The 17,040-nt window shown below is 48.0% G+C and carries 17 protein-coding genes; 4 read left to right on the plus strand and 13 right to left on the minus strand.

Going from position 1 to position 17,040, the window contains the following annotated elements; translation table 11 throughout:
- Positions 1-333 precede the first annotated feature (333 nt).
- Positions 334-1,782, minus strand: coding sequence for a tRNA uracil 4-sulfurtransferase ThiI (thiI, locus tag Pcarn_RS10480; protein WP_261833817.1), 1,449 nt, complete (start codon positions 1,780-1,782; stop codon positions 334-336).
- A gap of 260 nt (positions 1,783-2,042) precedes the next feature.
- On the opposite strand from thiI, the gene xseB reads away from it, so the two are divergent.
- From xseB to Pcarn_RS10500, 4 genes are all read left to right on the plus strand, one after another.
- Positions 2,043-2,297: an exodeoxyribonuclease VII small subunit gene (gene xseB, locus Pcarn_RS10485; protein ID WP_261833818.1), complete on the plus strand. Its 255-nt coding sequence runs from the start codon at positions 2,043-2,045 to the stop codon at positions 2,295-2,297.
- Complete coding sequence (ispA, locus tag Pcarn_RS10490; protein WP_261833819.1) at positions 2,284-3,177, plus strand: (2E,6E)-farnesyl diphosphate synthase; 894 nt, start codon at positions 2,284-2,286, stop codon at positions 3,175-3,177. Before xseB ends, ispA begins: the two co-directional genes overlap by 14 nt.
- 20 nt (positions 3,178-3,197) lie before the next feature.
- Positions 3,198-5,066: a 1-deoxy-D-xylulose-5-phosphate synthase gene (dxs, locus tag Pcarn_RS10495; RefSeq protein ID WP_261833820.1), complete on the plus strand. Its 1,869-nt coding sequence runs from the start codon at positions 3,198-3,200 to the stop codon at positions 5,064-5,066.
- A gap of 505 nt (positions 5,067-5,571) precedes the next feature.
- Positions 5,572-6,570, plus strand: coding sequence for an aldo/keto reductase (locus Pcarn_RS10500; RefSeq protein ID WP_261833821.1), 999 nt, complete (start codon positions 5,572-5,574; stop codon positions 6,568-6,570).
- 36 nt (positions 6,571-6,606) lie between these two features.
- Here Pcarn_RS10500 and pgpA read toward each other — a convergent pair whose 3' ends face one another.
- The 12 genes from pgpA to frsA all read right to left on the minus strand — a co-directional run bounded on the left by pgpA (position 6,607) and on the right by frsA (position 16,972).
- On the minus strand, positions 6,607-7,110 hold the full coding sequence (gene pgpA, locus Pcarn_RS10505) for a phosphatidylglycerophosphatase A (protein ID WP_261833822.1): 504 nt from the start codon (positions 7,108-7,110) through the stop codon (positions 6,607-6,609).
- A gap of 6 nt (positions 7,111-7,116) precedes the next feature.
- The gene (gene thiL, locus Pcarn_RS10510) at positions 7,117-8,085 is read right to left on the minus strand and encodes a thiamine-phosphate kinase (protein WP_261833823.1); all 969 of its coding nucleotides are present in this window, start codon (positions 8,083-8,085) and stop codon (positions 7,117-7,119) included.
- A gap of 70 nt (positions 8,086-8,155) precedes the next feature.
- On the minus strand, positions 8,156-8,626 hold the full coding sequence (gene nusB, locus Pcarn_RS10515; protein WP_261833824.1) for a transcription antitermination factor NusB: 471 nt from the start codon (positions 8,624-8,626) through the stop codon (positions 8,156-8,158).
- A complete protein-coding gene (gene ribH / locus Pcarn_RS10520) occupies positions 8,626-9,096 on the minus strand; it encodes a 6,7-dimethyl-8-ribityllumazine synthase (RefSeq protein WP_017028263.1) in 471 nt (156 codons plus the stop codon). The genes nusB and ribH overlap by 1 nt, the downstream gene beginning before the upstream one ends.
- Before the next feature lie 128 nt (positions 9,097-9,224).
- Complete coding sequence (gene ribBA, locus Pcarn_RS10525; protein ID WP_261833825.1) at positions 9,225-10,334, minus strand: bifunctional 3,4-dihydroxy-2-butanone-4-phosphate synthase/GTP cyclohydrolase II; 1,110 nt, start codon at positions 10,332-10,334, stop codon at positions 9,225-9,227.
- A gap of 23 nt (positions 10,335-10,357) precedes the next feature.
- Positions 10,358-11,014, minus strand: coding sequence for a riboflavin synthase (locus Pcarn_RS10530; RefSeq protein ID WP_261833826.1), 657 nt, complete (start codon positions 11,012-11,014; stop codon positions 10,358-10,360).
- A gap of 12 nt (positions 11,015-11,026) precedes the next feature.
- Entirely contained in the window at positions 11,027-12,118 is a 1,092-nt protein-coding gene (gene ribD, locus Pcarn_RS10535; RefSeq protein ID WP_261833827.1) for a bifunctional diaminohydroxyphosphoribosylaminopyrimidine deaminase/5-amino-6-(5-phosphoribosylamino)uracil reductase RibD, read from the minus strand.
- A complete protein-coding gene (gene nrdR / locus Pcarn_RS10540) occupies positions 12,118-12,567 on the minus strand; it encodes a transcriptional regulator NrdR (protein WP_261833828.1) in 450 nt (149 codons plus the stop codon). The genes ribD and nrdR overlap by 1 nt, the downstream gene beginning before the upstream one ends.
- A gap of 186 nt (positions 12,568-12,753) precedes the next feature.
- On the minus strand, positions 12,754-14,004 hold the full coding sequence (locus Pcarn_RS10545; RefSeq protein ID WP_261833829.1) for a glutamate-5-semialdehyde dehydrogenase: 1,251 nt from the start codon (positions 14,002-14,004) through the stop codon (positions 12,754-12,756).
- A gap of 18 nt (positions 14,005-14,022) precedes the next feature.
- Complete coding sequence (gene proB, locus Pcarn_RS10550; protein ID WP_261833830.1) at positions 14,023-15,132, minus strand: glutamate 5-kinase; 1,110 nt, start codon at positions 15,130-15,132, stop codon at positions 14,023-14,025.
- 115 nt (positions 15,133-15,247) lie between these two features.
- Positions 15,248-15,631 (minus strand): sigma factor-binding protein Crl, encoded by a 384-nt coding sequence (gene crl / locus Pcarn_RS10555; protein WP_261833831.1) that lies wholly within the window; start codon positions 15,629-15,631, stop codon positions 15,248-15,250.
- 102 nt (positions 15,632-15,733) lie between these two features.
- A complete protein-coding gene (gene frsA / locus Pcarn_RS10560; RefSeq protein ID WP_261833832.1) occupies positions 15,734-16,972 on the minus strand; it encodes an esterase FrsA in 1,239 nt (412 codons plus the stop codon).
- Between the last annotated feature and the right edge of the window lie 68 nt (positions 16,973-17,040).

A 17,040-nucleotide genomic window follows, 5' to 3' on the forward strand; every position in this document is an offset into this window, starting at 1 on the left:
ACATTAGTTTTTTTTATGTGAAACATTATAAATTGTCCGTTGTTCAACAGCCAGAGAAAATCTATATTTCCCACCAAGGCGATACGGCTCTAAACGGCATACCTTAGGGTATGGAGTTGTATTGCAATGTTGTGTTTGTGAGCTCATCTTGAGCACGGTAGTTTCTACCAAAGGCTTACGGCTTCTCGTAAGTACCATTCCAATTTAATGAACTTGTCTGTCATTTTACACCGCTCATTTGAGCGGTGTTTTTTTATGGGTAGAAAACAACAAAGCAATAAAAAAGCGCACCCATAGATGCGCTTTTCAAGGTCAATTTAAGAACAAATAAAATTAAGGGCGATATACCTTAACGTTGTTGAATCCTTGCTCTTGCAGATACAGAGCCTGCAGACGGCTCATCACACCTCGGTCACAATAAAGAAGATAGGTCTTCGACTGGTCAAGGTCACCAAACTTGGTCGCTAGCTTATAGAATGGAATGTGCTCCACATCTACACCATCTATTTCAAGCGGGTTCTCGTCTTCTTCATCTGGGCTACGGATGTCCAGAACGGTCGCGTGCTCTTGCACCGCCGTAACCTGCTCAACCTCTGGAGCTTGCTCTTGGCTCTCTTTCTCGATGTCGCGGATATCCATAATGCGCGCCTCGCTTACAACCTTCTCTAGTACCGAGTAGTCAAAGTTCGCTTCTTCAGCTTCAAGCTTCTCTTTAACTGCTTTTACTGTTGGCTTACGAGAAATAACACCACAGTACTCTGGCATTACCTTAGCAAAGTCTTCAGTACCGATAACGCGAGATAGATCGATAATGTCTTCTTTATCCCAGTTAATCAGTGGGCGAAGGATCAGCGTATCCGTAACGCCGTCGATATGACGAAGGTTAGTCAGTGTCTGACTCGATACCTGACCTAGCGCTTCACCAGTAACCAAAGCTTGAATACCAAAGCGCTCGGCAATCATGCCACCAGCACGCATAAACATACGCTTCAGCACCACGCCCATCTGGCCGTCGTCTACCTTCTCAAGGATTTCAGCAACCACAGGCTCAAAATCTACCGCGATAAACTTAACCTTGGCCGATGAACCGTATTTGTTCCAAAGATAGTGAGAAACCTGCTTAACACCGATCTCGTGCGCTGGGCCACCCAGATTAAAGAAGCAGTAATGGGTCTTAGAGCCGCGCTTGATATGTAGATAGCTAGATACACCCGAGTCAAAACCACCAGATATAAGGCTCAGCACATCTTCTTGAGTACCTAGAGGGAAACCACCAAGACCCTTATGACGTGCAAGCACCTGATTTAGCTTGTCGCTAGCAACCTCTATGTTCACAGTCACGTCTGGCTTGGTTAGCTTAACCTTCGCGCTTTCAACCGCTTGGTTAAGACCGCCACCCACATAGCGCTCAAGCTCAATAGAGGTAAAGTCGTGCTTACCGCGACGCTTAGCGCGAACTACAAAGGTCTTACCTTCGATACGCTCACGGTTTAGCTCTAACACTTGCTCGAAGATATCATGCATATCATTGAAGTCAGACTGCTTCACCTCAAGCACATGGTGGATACCAGGGGTTTGTGTCAGGATCTCAAGCACTTGTTGATAATACTGATGGCTGTTTGCCGATACTTCGATGTGGTCCCTACGGTTATATACCGCCACCGACTCAGTGCGACGCTGGATAATGATCCTTAGGTTACACTCCAAAATACGAGTGAAACGCTTGCGAACAGATTCACTTTTAACAAAAATTTCTGGATGCGGTTTAACGATAAACTTCATAGGTAACTTCACTTATACGCTGTCAATCACTTGAGTCTAGCTTAAACCCAAGCACCTGTTTCTTAAGGGCGAAGGATTATACACCTTTCACCCAAAAACTGAAATTAACCAGAGCAAGAGTGAAACAACTTGCCCATGATTAAATAACTAGCACTCAATTCACTAAAATCAGGCTTAAGGCAGGAAAATCAGTGACTAAAATTGACCCTGTCCCTCGCCTGAGTTACCTTTCTCGGATCATCGTGAACAGAAGAAACCCCATGGCAGCGAAAAAACCAGAAAACATGAGTTTCGAGGAGTCCCTTAAGGAGCTCGACACCATAGTCAATCAGCTTGAACAAGGTGATTTGGACCTTGATGCCGCACTAAAAAGCTTTGAGCGAGGCATCGCCCTAGCACGTGCCGGACAAACCAAACTTGACTCAGCTGAACAACGTGTTTCTATCCTTATGGATAACCAAGCCGACGCTGCCCCTGTAGACTTCAATCCAGAAATTGGCGATGAACCATTTTAAGCAGCAACTCAGCGACTATCAGCAGAGAAACAACCAGCAGCTGACGCACTGGTTAGATACACTGCCAAACCAAGAAGACGCCCTTACCCAAGCGATGCGTTACGGCCTTTTATTAGGTGGTAAGCGTGCAAGGCCTTTCTTGGTGTATGCAACTGGCTCCATCTTTGGCGTGAAGCCAGAACACCTTGATACACCAGCCAGTGCTATCGAGTGTGTACACGCCTACTCACTGATTCATGATGACTTGCCTGCTATGGACGACGATGAACTTCGTCGCGGTCAACCAACTTGCCACATCAAGTTTGATGAAGCGACCGCTATTCTAGCGGGTGACGCCTTACAAACCCTTGCCTTTAGTATTCTTGCTGAGGGTAAGCTTGCTCCTAACGCTGAAAGTCAGCGTATAAAGATGGTGCAAACTCTAGCGAGTGCATCGGGAGCGGCTGGGATGTGTTTAGGGCAGTCCCTAGACCTTGCAGCAGAAAACAAGCAAGTGGGTCTAGATCAATTACAATTGATTCATCGCAACAAAACTGGCGCACTTATCAAGGCCGCAGTACAGCTTGGCGCATTGGCGGCAGGCGAAACTGGTATCCAATATCTAGACAACCTAAATGCGTATGCAGAGAAAATAGGTTTGGCATTCCAGGTTCAGGACGACATTTTAGACATTACTGGTGACACCCAAACCCTTGGCAAGCCGCAGGGATCAGACTTGGAACAAAACAAGTCGACCTACCCTTCGCTGTTGGGTCTGGATAAAGCACAGCAAACGGCGCAAGAGCTTCTAAAGCAAGCCCTTCAAGAACTGGAAAAGATCCCGTTTGATACCTTGATGCTGGAACAATTTGCCGGTTATGTCGTGGAACGAAATAACTAAACTTATCAGCGCGAACAACTATGACTCTGAATATCTCAAAATACCCAACATTGGCGCTAGCCAATACGCCTGATGAGCTACGAGCTCTACCAAGAGAGACATTGCCTACCCTGTGCGATGAGCTTCGCACTTATCTGCTCAACAGTGTTAGCCAATCAAGTGGACACCTAGCCTCCGGTCTTGGCACCGTCGAGCTGACCGTGGCACTGCACTATGTGTACAACACTCCGTTCGACCAACTTATCTGGGATGTAGGCCACCAAGCTTACCCGCATAAGATCCTAACCGGCCGTCGTGAGCAGATGCCTACTATCCGCCAAAAAGATGGGCTGCACCCTTTCCCATGGCGCGGTGAAAGCGAGTATGACGTACTCTCTGTGGGCCACTCTTCTACCTCTATTAGCGCTGCGCTGGGTATCGCTATCGGTGCACAAAAAGAAGCTAAGGGTCGCAAGGTCGTGAGTGTTATCGGTGATGGCGCTATCACTGCCGGTATGGCGTTTGAAGCCATGAACCACGCCGGTGACGTACACACAGACATGCTAGTTATCCTAAATGATAACGAGATGTCTATTTCAGAGAACGTGGGCGCGCTAAATAATCATTTGGCTCAGGTGCTTTCTGGCAGTCTTTACACCACACTGCGTGAAGGTGGGAAGAAGGTGCTATCAGGCCTGCCTCCAATCAAAGAGCTGGCAAAACGCACCGAAGAGCATCTAAAAGGTATGGTTGTCCCTGGCACCATGTTTGAAGAACTGGGCTTTAACTATATCGGTCCAGTGGACGGTCACGATGTTTCCGAGCTGGTTAAGACCTTAAAGAACATGCGTAACCTTAAAGGGCCACAGTTCCTGCATATCATGACTAAGAAAGGTAAAGGTTACGAGCCGGCAGAACGCGATCCTATCGGCTATCACGGCGTGCCTAAGTTCGACCCTGCCCACACCTCTTTGCCAAAGAGCAAAGGTGGTCTACCGACCTTCTCTAAGGTATTTGGTGACTTCCTATGTGATATGGCAGCCCAAGACCCTAAGCTAATGGCGATCACTCCAGCCATGCGTGAAGGCTCGGGAATGGTACGCTTTTCTAAAGAGTATCCTGAACAATACTTCGATGTGGCGATTGCTGAGCAGCATGCGGTTACTCTGGCAACTGGCTTAGCTATCTCAGGTAACAAGCCTATCGTGGCTATCTACTCTACCTTCCTGCAGCGTGGTTACGATCAACTGATCCATGATGTCGCCATCATGAACCTGCCAGTAATGTTCGCTATCGACCGTGCCGGTCTAGTCGGTGCCGATGGTCAAACCCACCAAGGTGCGTTTGACCTCAGCTTTATGCGCTGCATCCCTAACATGGTGATCATGGCACCAAGCGATGAGAACGAATGTCGCCAGATGCTTTACACAGGCCACCAGCATGAAGGACCAACTGCGGTTCGCTATCCTCGTGGTAATGGTATTGGAGCCGAGATCCAGCGTGAGTTTACCGCCATTGAAATTGGTAAAGGCCGCAAGGTTCGTGACGGCAATGGCAAGGTAGCTATCCTAAGCTTTGGTACCTTCCTAGACAACGCCACTCAAGCGGCAGAAGTTCTGGATGCTACTGTTGCTGATATGCGCTTTGTTAAACCTCTTGATGAAGAACTGATCCTTGAACTGGCCGAAACACATGAAGTGCTAGTCACCATCGAAGAAAACGTAATTGCCGGTGGTGCTGGCAGTGGCGTGGTTGAGTTCTTGATGAGTAAGAAGGTAATGAAGCCAGTACTGAACCTTGGTCTACCAGATCGCTTTGTTCCGCAAGGTACTCAAGGCGAGATGCATGAAGAGCTTGGACTCGACGCACAAGGCATCGAAAAAGCCATCAACGACTACCAAAACGCATAACCCCCTAAGCCCGCTTCAAGCGGGCTTTTTTATGGTTCATCGCAGATCAGCGGGAACAACTACACGACTCTAGGTTCGTGTGCTCACTCTGCCCGTGATGCATGGCAAGCCGCCGTAGATACCTCCCTATAGGCTTGGTTTCGGCATCCTTGCCTCAAACACTTGCCCTGCACCACAGCCTGCCGCTCACAATCCCGGAATATCAGCGATGACTTTGAGCATCGCTACGCTGGGGTCACACTGATGCTAGCGCTGGAGAGTGGTTGATGGAGCAAGGTGTCGCTCTCAGGGAGGCGAGCGGCAAGCGCCCACGGATGGGTTCACCGCGGCCTTGCGAATCAATCGCTCGGAGGGAGTGACTAGTTCAGATAGATTTTAACGCTCCCTTTCTAATCTGCGAAGAACCTTTTTTATACCTAACATATTGAAATCATTGTTTGTATCCCAAGCATTATGCCAACAAATGCTAATCTCAAATGAAGGGATGGAGTCAAAGGGATAAATAATGACACGTAAGCAACAGCAATTCTTAGCTCAAAAGGGCGTCAGCAAGGCCTCAATCACAAACGGACTAGCCCTATCTAACATCGGCCTTGGTACCTATTTGGGTGATGCGACAGAAGAGCACGACACCGGCTTTATTCAGGCCATCCAGAAATCTGTGGCGCTCGGCTGCAATCTTATCGATACCGCTATTAATTATCGTGGGCAACGCTCTGAGCTTAATGTATCTAAAGCTCTACAACAGATATTTGCCAATAGCGATATCTCTCGAGATGAGCTTGTTATTGCCACTAAGGGTGGCTTTACACCTTCAGATTGGCGCTCTGGTCGCATTGGACGCGATGCTCGTCAGGATATGAAGGATTTCTATCAATACAGCGTCGCGCCTATCCTAGGAAAAGGTGCCGCAGGTAACGAGCGTATCAATTTTATCGAAGCTGATTTTATTGAGTGGGCATTTAACCAAAGCCTACATAACTTGAGCTTGGCTAAGATAGATATCTACTATCTGCACAATCCAGAGATGTCTCTCGAAACGCTAGGAGAAGATACCTTTTATACAGAGCTTGAAAATACCTTTTATTTTCTAGAGTCGCAAGTAAAAGCAGGCAAACTAGGTATATATGGCTTTGCCACTTGGTCAGGCTTTTTAGCCGATGAATCAGAGGCGAATTATCTGAACTTGGAAAAAATCCTAGAGACTGCGAAACGCGCAGGTGGCGATAACCACAGCTTCAAGGTCATCCAACTGCCCTACAATCAGGCTAGGACTGAAGCCTCTGATAAGCTAAACCAAAACGGTCACTCAATACTAAATGCCGCCAAGGCAAACAATCTAACCATGTTTACCAATGTCTCCCTCAATCAAGGTAAAGACTTCGATAGATTCACACCTGAATCGATGATTAACTTCTTGATAGAGGACGAACGCATAGACTGCGCCCTGATCGGAATGAAAGATCCAAACAAGGTAGAAAGAAACCTAAAACAGATCCTGTAAGGCATAAAAAACGGAAGCGCCTGCTTCCGTTTTCTTTTACATCCAACCTAGGAAATACCCAAGAAGTACCAGCGAGATGGCGGCCATCACACCGGCAAGTATGTCATCTATCATGATACCCAGACCGCCATGGATGTGCTTATCTAGGTAGCTAATAGGCCATGGTTTGATCATGTCAAAGGCGCGGAATAGTACGAAGCCGGCAATCAACCACTTCCAGTCGTTCGCGGCAATACCCATTAGCGGCACGACCGCCATGGTGATCCAAAAGCCAACAAACTCATCCCACACGATAGAGCCGTGGTCGTGCACGCCCATATCCTCCGAGGTCTTGCCGCAGATCTTAATCCCGACGATGCAGGAGATCAGCACAGCAATAAGATAAGCGGGCAACGGCAGTTGCACTAAGGCAAGATACAGTGGAATCGAGGCGATAGTGCCCATAGTGCCGGGTACTATCGGAGATAGACCACTACCAAAACCTGTCGCTAATAGGTGCCAAGGATTATCGAGGGTGATCTTATCTAGGGGATTGCTCATGTACTTCTATTCTCTAAAATGATCAAAGCCAAACAGCTTGGCATCGAGTGTGCTACCTGCTTGGTGAAGAACTAAGTCATCTGACTCATTCATCACACCTATAGCTTTGATTTCGTTTGATAAAGCCTGAACCGACTCTAGCAGATCCGGAGCAACTGTAAAGCAAAGTTCATACTCTTCACCGCTGCACAAAGCGTATTGCCATGCATCAGAATATTCGCTGTCTGGATGCTGAGCAAAAGCCTCAAGCTCAGGTGATACTGGCAACTTAGATACATCGATATTAGCGCCACAATTGGAGCGCTTCATAATGTGCTGGATATCTGATACCAAGCCATCTGAGATGTCGATACAGCTCGATGCTAGACCCACTAGCTTTTGTGCTAGAGCAACCCTAGAGGTGCTGATGAAATGACGCTGTTCTAGTTGTTTAGCAAAAGGCAGCCCCTGTTTGCTCTTATCTAGAAGCACCTCTAGACCCGCATGTCTGTCACCCAGGCTCCCTGATACACAGATAATATCTCCCGTTCTTGCCCCTGAGCGGGTCAAGGCTTTGCCTTTAGGTACCAAACCTTGAATGGTCAAACTAATGCTCAGTGGTCCCTTGGTAGTATCGCCACCAATAAGCTTGAGGTTATGGTCATCCGCAAGGGCAAAGAAACTATCGCAAAACTCCTCTAGCCACTGGCTATCAAAGCTTGGCAGGGTGATGGCCATGGACACCCAAGCCGGCTCTGCCCCCATAGCAGCAAGGTCGCTGAGGTTCGAAGCAAGCGCTTTATGTGCCACCCAAGCCGCTGGGGCATCGGATAAAAAGTGAGTACCTGCCACTACCGTATCTGTACTGATCACTATCTGTTTATCAGCATCGACACTTACGATAGCGCAATCATCACCCTGCGCCAGTACGACATCGCTACGCTGTAGTTTTTGACGACAGAAGTACCTGTCGATAAGGTCAAACTCGCCCGCCACCTTTCCTCCTTGCTGGATTAGATACAAAAAAGGCCAGCAATTGCTGACCTTTTAGCTCAATAAACTTGAGTTACTTGTTCTTGCGAATGTGCGGTGCAGCTTTATCTAGCACACCGTTCACGAACTTGTAGCTGTCTTCAGCTGCAAATACCTTAGCAAGTTCGATAGCCTCGTTAATTACTACCTTGTGAGGTACGTCTTCACGACGAGTCATCTCGTACATAGCTAGGCGAAGCAGAGCCAGTTCCATCATGTCAAGATCTTGCATTGGACGTGATAGGTATGGACGAAGCTTGCTATCAAGCTCTTGGTGAGTCAGTGCTACACCAGTTAGCAAATCACGGAAATAAGCAACGTCTGTTTCTTGTTCATTAAGTGCAGGCTCATCAGCATGATGCTCTTCTTCATCATACTTACCACCTGACAAAAACTGTTCTTCTACAGTTGCGATGTTTTCTTTAGTAATTTGCCAAGAATAGATCGCTTGTAGAGCAAATTGACGTGCATTACGACGTGCGGCTGGTTTCACACTGGCCCCCATTAGGAATCGATTTCAGAAAGAACGTTGATCATCTCTAGCGCACTTAGTGCAGCCTCTGCACCCTTGTTACCCGCCTTGGTGCCAGCACGCTCAATAGCTTGATCAATAGTATCAACGGTCAGTACGCCAAACGCCACTGGAAGACTGTACTCCAATGAAACCTGCGCAAGACCTTTGTTGCACTCACTACAAACATAGTCAAAGTGTGGCGTTCCGCCACGAATAACAGTACCTAGAGATACGATAGCATCGTACTTCTCGGTACGAGCAACACGTTGCGCCACTAGTGGCAGTTCAACTGCACCTGGGCAACGCACTACTGTGATATTTTCTTCAGCCACCTGTCCATGGCGCTTCAAAGTGTCGATCGCACCAGACAGCAAGCTCTCATTGATAAAGCTGTTAAAACGCGAAATCACGATTGCAATTTTAGCGTTTGGTGCTGGAAATCCACCTTCGATTACTTTCATAAGTTTACCTTCAACTATCCTCTAGCGAGAATCGCGGGATTCTAGCACAAATTTGTGATCAGAATCTAATAACAATTCAGCGAATTCTCAAGTTAACAAATAAAGGAGCCAAATAGGCTCCCATTTAATTATTCACAAACGTATTCGACCACGTCTAGACCGAAGCCTGACAGTGAGTGATAACGCTTGTCGCTCGATGACATCAGACGCATTTTGCTTACGCCCATGTCAGCCAAAATCTGTGAACCTACACCCACACGGCGTGAGGTGCCTTGCTTCTTCGCCATGGTTGGCGCTTCGCCTTTATCTTGTTGCTCAAAGGCTTTCAGCTTATGAATAAGCTGCTCTTGGCTCTCTTCATTACCAAGAACGATCAGAACGCCACCGTCATCGCTGATGCGCTGCATTGCTTTGTCTAGCGACCAGCTGCGGTCCGAGTTACGGTTTGAGTGAAGCAGATCGGTGAAGGTATCTTGCAGGTGAACACGCACAAGACATGGTTCTTCTGTCACCTCCCCCTTACGCAATGCGTAGTGGATTTGGTTATCGATAGTATCGCGGTAGGTCACCATATCGAAATCACCAAACTCGGTTGGCATCTTGCACTCAGCAACGCGCTCGATAGTGGTTTCAGTGTTGTTACGATACTCGATAAGATCCGCGATAGTGCCTAGCTTAACGTCGTGCTTCTCAGCGAACACTTCTAGGTCTGGACGACGTGCCATGGTGCCATCGTCGTTTAGGATTTCAACGATAACCGATGCTGGCTCAAAGCCCGCTAGACGAGCAAGGTCACAACCCGCTTCAGTATGACCCGCGCGAGTCAGTACACCACCCTCTTGGGCTGCAAGTGGGAAGATATGACCAGGCTGAACTAGGTCTGCCGCTTTAGCATCTTTTGCTACTGCTGCTTGAACCGTCACTGCACGGTCAGCTGCCGAGATACCCGTAGTTACACCCTCAGCCGCTTCAATAGATACGGTAAACGCTGTGGTGTATTGCGCATTGTTGTCCTGAACCATAGGAGGTAGACCAAGACGCTCACAACGCTCACCTGTCATAGTCAGACAGATAAGGCCACGGCCGTGAGTAGCCATAAAGTTAATCGCTTCTGGCGTGATGTGCTCAGCGGCCATAATAAGGTCACCCTCATTCTCACGATCCTCGTCATCCATAAGAATGACCATTTTTCCTAGGCGAATATCTTCGATAATTTCTTGCGGTGAACTGATTGGCATATCGGGTTCCTAAACTAGTCTGCTTATGCAAAGCCGTTTTGTTGTAAAAATTCCATGGTGATAGATGATGAGCTTTGAGTCTCTTGCTCACCGATCCCGAGTAGGCGCTCCATGTAGCGAGCCAGTACGTCAACCTCTAGGTTGACCTGACGTCCTACCTCAAATTCATCTATGATGGTTTGCTCTGAAGTGTGTGGCACTATGGTGAGTTTAAATCCGCGCTTTCTTAGATCGTTTACCGTTAGGCTAATACCATCAACGGTGATAGAACCTTTTTGAGCCACATAGCGCTCAATCTCTTCCGGCATCTCAACCCAATACTCCACGGCACGACCTACAGGGATGCGCTCGACAATAGTACCCACGCCATCAACGTGACCCGATACTATGTGGCCACCAAAGCGTGTGGTTGGAAGCATGGCCTTCTCTAGATTTACGCGATCGCCCACCTGATAGTTTCTAAAACCCGTTTTATTTAGGGTTTCAACAGAAAGGTCTGCACTAAATGAGCGGGAATCAAACGCTACCACCGTCAAACAGATACCATTGGTTGCGATAGAATCCCCTAGTTTTACGTCCGACATATCTAGGTTGCCACTATTGATGGTCACCGAGATGTCTTCGCCACTTGAGACGATATTGGCAACGGTGCCTACAGCTTCTACGATACCGGTAAACATAACCCTTCCTAACTAATTCTTGATACGTGCGACGATTTTGATGTCTTTACCGACCTGAGATACCTCTGTGATATCCAGTTCGATAGCCTGATCCATCTGCTCAAAGCCGAGCAGATTGACTAGACCTCGCCCATCGGTGCCCATAAGCTTAGGAGCCATATAGATAATAAGCTCATCCACCAACTTATGTTCAATAAAGGATGCGGCTAGTGTCGCGCCAGCCTCAACCCATAAGTGATTGATATTGTGATTGCGGGCCAGATTTGCAAGTAGTTCAGGCAATTCTATTTTCTGATTGTCTACTTGTGCACCTTGCGCCTTGCTCGGTATGACTAAAATGTCACCTGAAGTGTTAAATAGCTTAAGGCTAGGCTCGAGCTCTCCTTGCCTGTCTAAGATGACGCGTATCGGCTGTCTAAGCTCGGTATCTGGATAGGCCTGTTTTACTTGGGCTGGAAGCTCGCTATCACGCACATTAAGAGAAGCATTGTCATCAATAACAGTACGAGAGGTAGATAGGATTGCACCTGATTGAGCGCGATATTGCTGCACATCGGCGCGAGCTTCAGGGCCAGTGATCCACTGACTCACCCCATTGGCTAGAGCCGTTTTACCGTCAAGGCTAGAGGCCATTTTCAGCTGTACATAAGGCATGCCAGTGCGCATCTTTTTCAAGAATGACTTGTTGATGCGCTCTGCATCTTGTTCAAGAAGACCCACTGCTACCTCAATGCCGGCTTCTCTGAGCATATTGAAGCCGCGACCGCCTACTTGAGGGTTAGGGTCTTGCATAGCGCATACCACACGAGCCACTTTGGCTTTAATAAGCCCTTCAGCGCATGGTGGGGTTCTTCCATAATGAGAGCAAGGCTCAAGGGTCACATAAGCTGTCGCACCTTCTGCGCGTTCGCCGGCCATATTCAGGGCGTGAACTTCAGCGTGAGGACCACCCGCTTGGATATGATAACCCTCACCGACGATCTCTTCACCTTGGACGATGACGCAGCCCACATTCGGATTAGGATGAGTGGTAAAGCGGCCTTTTTCCGCCAGCTTGATCGCTCGAGCCATCATCTGATGGTCAAACAAAGAAAATTGCATCATCAGTCCTCGAGCTTAGCTATCTCTTCGCCAAACTCTCGGATATCTTCAAAGCTGCGATATACAGAGGCAAAACGGATATAAGCGACCTTGTCCAGCTCTTTGAGCTGTTCCATCACAAGATTACCTATCATGTCGCTCGGCACTTCGCGCTCACCAGTAGCACGCAGCTTAGACTTGATGACACTCATTGAAAGCTCTACCGCATCGGCGCTCACTGGGCGTTTTTCTAATGCACGTTGCAGACCATTAGATAGCTTGTCTTCGTTGAAGGGTTCACGGTTGCCATTAGATTTGATCACCTTAGGCATAACCAGCTCTGCGGTTTCAAAGGTGGTAAAGCGCTCATTACACGCCAGACATTGGCGTCGGCGACGAACCTGATGGCCATCAGCCACCAAGCGAGAATCTATGACTTTGGTTTCGTTTTCAGAACAAAATGGGCAATGCATACCTGCTCCCTTACTGGACCCAATACGATGAGCAACTCATTCCAATGAGGTGTTGCTTAGGGGAGAAAATTATTGTGAGTGTAACGGATTTGCACGCACTATTCGAGAATTCAAGTGTGTGCAAGTACATATAAAAAAGGGCTCTGTGATAGAGCCCTCATATCGTTTATAAAACAACCAATTAGCTTATGGGCGAGGCAGGTAGTTGCCTTTACCAACCCACTTGTAGCTGGTTAGCTCCTCTAGACCCATAGGGCCGCGGGCGTGCAGTTTCTGGGTGGATACCGCAACCTCAGCACCTAGACCAAACTGAGCACCATCAGTAAAGCGAGTAGAAGCATTTACATACACAGCTGCTGATCCTGCTGCATTGATAAACTTCTCTGCACTCATCAGATCGTTAGTCATGATTGCATCTGAGTGACTGGCGTTGTGCTCGCGCATATGAGCAATAGCTTCATCCACGCTCTCAACCACTTTCACACCAAGGATATAAGCAAGCCACTCGGTATCGAAGTCACCCTCTGCAGCGGCACGTACCTTAGGTGCACCTTCAAGCAGAGGCATAGCGCTCGCATCTGCCACGTACTCAATCTTATCGCCCAGTTGTGCCTGAAGCTTCTCCAGGAATGGTTGCGCCACAGCTTTGTGTACCATTAGGGTATCTAGAGCGTTACACGCCGATGGACGCTGCATCTTAGAGTTCTCTACCACAACCACTGATTTCTCTAGGTCTGCTGTCTCATCAACAAATACGTGTGAGATACCAAAACCACCGATGATAACAGGGATAGTGCTGTTCTCTTTACACATCTTGTGCAGACCGGCACCACCACGTGGGATGATCATATCTACGTATTCATCTAGCTTAAGAAGCTGAGAAACAAGCTCACGGTCTGGCTTTTCGATGTACTGTACTGATGCCACAGGCAGACCCGCTTGAGAGAGCGCGGTTTGGATAACCTTTACCAGAGCCATGTTTGAATGGAAGGTCTCACGGCCACCACGAAGAATGCTGGCATTGCCCGTTTTCAGACACAGTGAGGCGATATCGATAGTCACGTTTGGACGCGCTTCATAGATAACACCTACAACACCCAGCGGCACGCGGCGACGAGATAGCGCAAGGCCGTTCTCCAAAACGCGACTGTCTAGTTCGCTACCCACAGGGTCGCTAAGTTTAATCACGTTACGCACGTCATCAGCAATCGCACTCAAGCGAGCTTCATTTAGCATTAGACGGTCAAGAAGCGCTTCACCCATACCGGACTCACGTGCAGCGCTGATATCCAGTGCATTCGCTTCTAGGATGATTGCAGATTGTTTTTCTAGCTCATCGGCCATAATCGCCAGAGCTTTATTCTTAGTTGCTGTATCTGTGGTTGCTAGCGCAAATGAGGCCTCTTTCGCCTGCTGTCCAAGTTTTACTAAATCCACTTTTTCTACCTCAATTCTTTAATCTTGTATAACCACGAGATCGTCACGGTGTATTACCTCAGAGCCATAATCATGACCCAGTACCTGACCAATTTCGTTGCTGTGCATACCCTTGATCTGCTGCATATCATCGCTGGAATAGCTTGCTAAACCCTTAGCGACCAGTGCGCCATTTGTGCTCACTACGCGCGCTACATCACCGCGCTCAAAACGACCATTCACACTCACTACACCTTTAGCTAGTAGGCTACTGCCTTTGGTCTGCAGCGCATTTACCGCACCCTGATCGATGACGATATCACCAGATGCCGCAGGGCCAGCTAGGATCCAGCGCTTGCGATTCTCTAAAGCCTCTGGAAGAGGAAGAAAACGCGTGCCTGCAGGTGAGTCAGATACACAGTCTTGAATTACGTTTTTAGCACTGCCTGCTGAAATGATAACCTCAATACCCGCACGGCGCGCAATGTCAGCTGCTTGCAGTTTGGTTGCCATACCGCCTGTGCCTAGATTAGTACCACTACCACCAGCTATTTTACGCAGGGTCTCATCGATAGTAGTAACCTCTCGGATGAGTTCAGCATCCGGGTTAGAGCGAGGATCCGCTGTAAATAGGCCAGGCTGATCAGTCAGCAAAATAAGCTTATCCGCACCACACAAAATACCCACCAAAGCAGACAAATTATCGTTGTCACCCACTTTGATTTCAGTGGTCGCGACAGCGTCGTTTTCGTTAACGATAGGCACGATATCATGGGTAACCAAGGCATTAATGGTGTCACGCGCATTTAGGAAACGCTCGCGGTTTTCAAGGTCTGCACGAGTCAGAAGCATCTGTCCGATCTTAATACCATAGATGGAGAACAGAGATTCCCACACCTGGATAAGATGAGACTGTCCCACAGCCGCTAACAGTTGCTTGGTTGCCATTGAGGTGGGGAGTTCGGGGTGACCTAGGGTTTCACGTCCAGCGGCAATTGCCCCTGAAGATACCAATACAAGGTTATAACCTTGCTGTTTCAGTTCCGCGCATTGACGAACCAATTCCACCATATGGGCGCGATTTAGCTCTTGTGAGCCCCCAGTCAGCACGCTAGTGCCGAGCTTAACCACAACTGTTTTTGATTGCATGGGTTTTGATTTGCTCCGATTACATTGAGCTTCTTTTTAGCAAGCTGTGACTTGTTTCACAAGCAAAAAAGCAAAAAGGCGCTCAAAGGCGCCTTAAACTTGATTTGGACAGGGGTTACGCAATGATTTCCGAGTCTTCATGCAGATCCACTGTCATGCCAAACTGCTCCTGCAGTAGGGTTTCAACCTTGGTTTGGAATGCTTGCTGAGTACGAAGCACCTCTTGCTCAGCGCTCTCCGGTAGCGACTCTTCGATCCACTCGCCTTCGGCGTTATATTTGCCGTGATGGTAACAAGCAACGAACTTCTGCTCTTGTTTTTCCAGTTCCATCCACCAACCCCAGAATTCGCGACACTCTGGAGACTTTTTGTCATCCACACACACAGACAGACAATCAAATAGGAAGAGATCTTGCTCGCACTCCCCTTCACGCAAGTACGGACCGATAGCTTTTAGCTTTGCAATGAGACGATGATAGGTAGGCTGTTTTCCTGACATAAATATAACTCCATTTATTATTTATGCTGATCTTTTGAGTTGAGCTTTCACACGATTATTCAATCATATACACAACCATACTCTATCAATTTAACATTTTTGTCACGACTTTAATTCGGTTATTAACCAATTCACAGCTAGGTCGAGTGATTTTTGATAACCAGCGCTCAGATTATTTGATGGAATTTTGACCGCTTCTCCGTACTGACTGGACATAGCCACCAGTTTGTTATCACTATGCGGGGCTACCGGGTCTCCTTCTAGGGAAACCGCCAAAATTGGCACTTTGGTTTTTCTTGAAGCAAGCAGGCCTTGGGTCCTTAGTGACCACGCCGACATCTGTGCTGCTAGACTATGGATATCCACCGCTGACTTACCCAACCTAGAGCCCAATACATCCAAGTACATCTTAGGCATGGACTTCATCTTATCGGCGCTAGATAGGATGTCGTGCACTGGAGCTCCTAGGGCAACGCACGCTTTGATACGCTGCTGTTCAAGAAAGCTCAAACGCACTAAGGCATTGCCACCGAACCTAAAGCCAAGCAGGCCTACTTTCCAATGATCCACATACGGTACAGTAGGTAGGAAGTCCAAAACAGCCTTGTGCAGAACACTAGTATCTTCGGTTAGTGTCCAATGGCTGTTTTTACCTACGGACGGCATATCTATGGTCAACATAGCCAATTCATTCGGCGCGAGATGCTCTAGAAACAGTTTCCACATATCTGTCTGCACGCTATCCAAGCCGCCACAAACGATAACCGCAGGCAGAGGCCTTTCAGTGTGTGGAAGATGCAGGTTAGCTTCGATTGTCTTGCCTTGATGTGGGATCTTCAGCTGTTTAAAGACATATTGGCTCTTCTCAGAGGCTTCTTCATAAGCCTTGTTGGCCAAAACCTGAGCCTGAGAGGCAAGGTTGTCACCACGAATATGAGGATAGGCAGCGATGCTGAAATAGAGACTTGCGCGGTAAAGCTCTAACGATGCTTCCTCGCCTTTTAGCTCCTGCGCAAGTTTCTGATGTTTCATCCCTTCATGGGTCCACTCATAAGCCCAGTTACCCTTACGAAATCCCATAACGGTATCCAGCAAATTGTCATTGGTACGGGAGTGCTCAGAGGAGGAAATACGAGCTAGGACCTGCTCTTGTACTATCGGGTCAGCTCCTTGCCAGATCCACTGAAGCCGACGCAGGTTTCGATACCAACTGTGTTCTGGGCGCTGTTGAAGAAGGGCCTGACTGCTCGGCATATACTGCACCAAACCAGAGGTTTCTTTGGCTTGATGATGCTTAGCAAATAGGGTCTCAGAGAGGTTTTTACTTTTTTGGTCTTCCATAAAAGGCGATGCGTTGCACTATGGTGACCTAAGCATAAACAAAAAATGCCTCTAAATAGAGGCATTTA

The sequence above is a fragment of the Vibrio ishigakensis genome (genome assembly GCF_024347675.1).
Lineage (GTDB): Bacteria > Pseudomonadota > Gammaproteobacteria > Enterobacterales > Vibrionaceae > Vibrio > Vibrio ishigakensis.

Excerpts from the sequence above, each read along its gene's own strand:
- thiI (WP_261833817.1), bottom strand. The coding sequence starts at position 1,782 with ATGAAGTTTATCGTTAAACCGCATCCAGAAATTTTTGTTAAAAGTGAA.
- xseB (WP_261833818.1), top strand. The coding sequence starts at position 2,043 with ATGGCAGCGAAAAAACCAGAAAACATGAGTTTCGAGGAGTCCCTTAAG.
- ispA (WP_261833819.1), top strand. The coding sequence starts at position 2,284 with ATGAACCATTTTAAGCAGCAACTCAGCGACTATCAGCAGAGAAACAAC.
- dxs (WP_261833820.1), top strand. The coding sequence starts at position 3,198 with ATGACTCTGAATATCTCAAAATACCCAACATTGGCGCTAGCCAATACG.
- Pcarn_RS10500 (WP_261833821.1), top strand. The coding sequence starts at position 5,572 with ATGACACGTAAGCAACAGCAATTCTTAGCTCAAAAGGGCGTCAGCAAG.
- pgpA (WP_261833822.1), bottom strand. The coding sequence starts at position 7,110 with ATGAGCAATCCCCTAGATAAGATCACCCTCGATAATCCTTGGCACCTA.
- nusB (WP_261833824.1), bottom strand. The coding sequence starts at position 8,626 with ATGGGGGCCAGTGTGAAACCAGCCGCACGTCGTAATGCACGTCAATTT.
- ribH (WP_017028263.1), bottom strand. The coding sequence starts at position 9,096 with ATGAAAGTAATCGAAGGTGGATTTCCAGCACCAAACGCTAAAATTGCA.
- ribBA (WP_261833825.1), bottom strand. The coding sequence starts at position 10,334 with ATGCCAATCAGTTCACCGCAAGAAATTATCGAAGATATTCGCCTAGGA.
- Pcarn_RS10530 (WP_261833826.1), bottom strand. The coding sequence starts at position 11,014 with ATGTTTACCGGTATCGTAGAAGCTGTAGGCACCGTTGCCAATATCGTC.
- ribD (WP_261833827.1), bottom strand. The coding sequence starts at position 12,118 with ATGATGCAATTTTCTTTGTTTGACCATCAGATGATGGCTCGAGCGATC.
- nrdR (WP_261833828.1), bottom strand. The coding sequence starts at position 12,567 with ATGCATTGCCCATTTTGTTCTGAAAACGAAACCAAAGTCATAGATTCT.
- proB (WP_261833830.1), bottom strand. The coding sequence starts at position 15,132 with ATGCAATCAAAAACAGTTGTGGTTAAGCTCGGCACTAGCGTGCTGACT.
- crl (WP_261833831.1), bottom strand. The coding sequence starts at position 15,631 with ATGTCAGGAAAACAGCCTACCTATCATCGTCTCATTGCAAAGCTAAAA.
- frsA (WP_261833832.1), bottom strand. The coding sequence starts at position 16,972 with ATGGAAGACCAAAAAAGTAAAAACCTCTCTGAGACCCTATTTGCTAAG.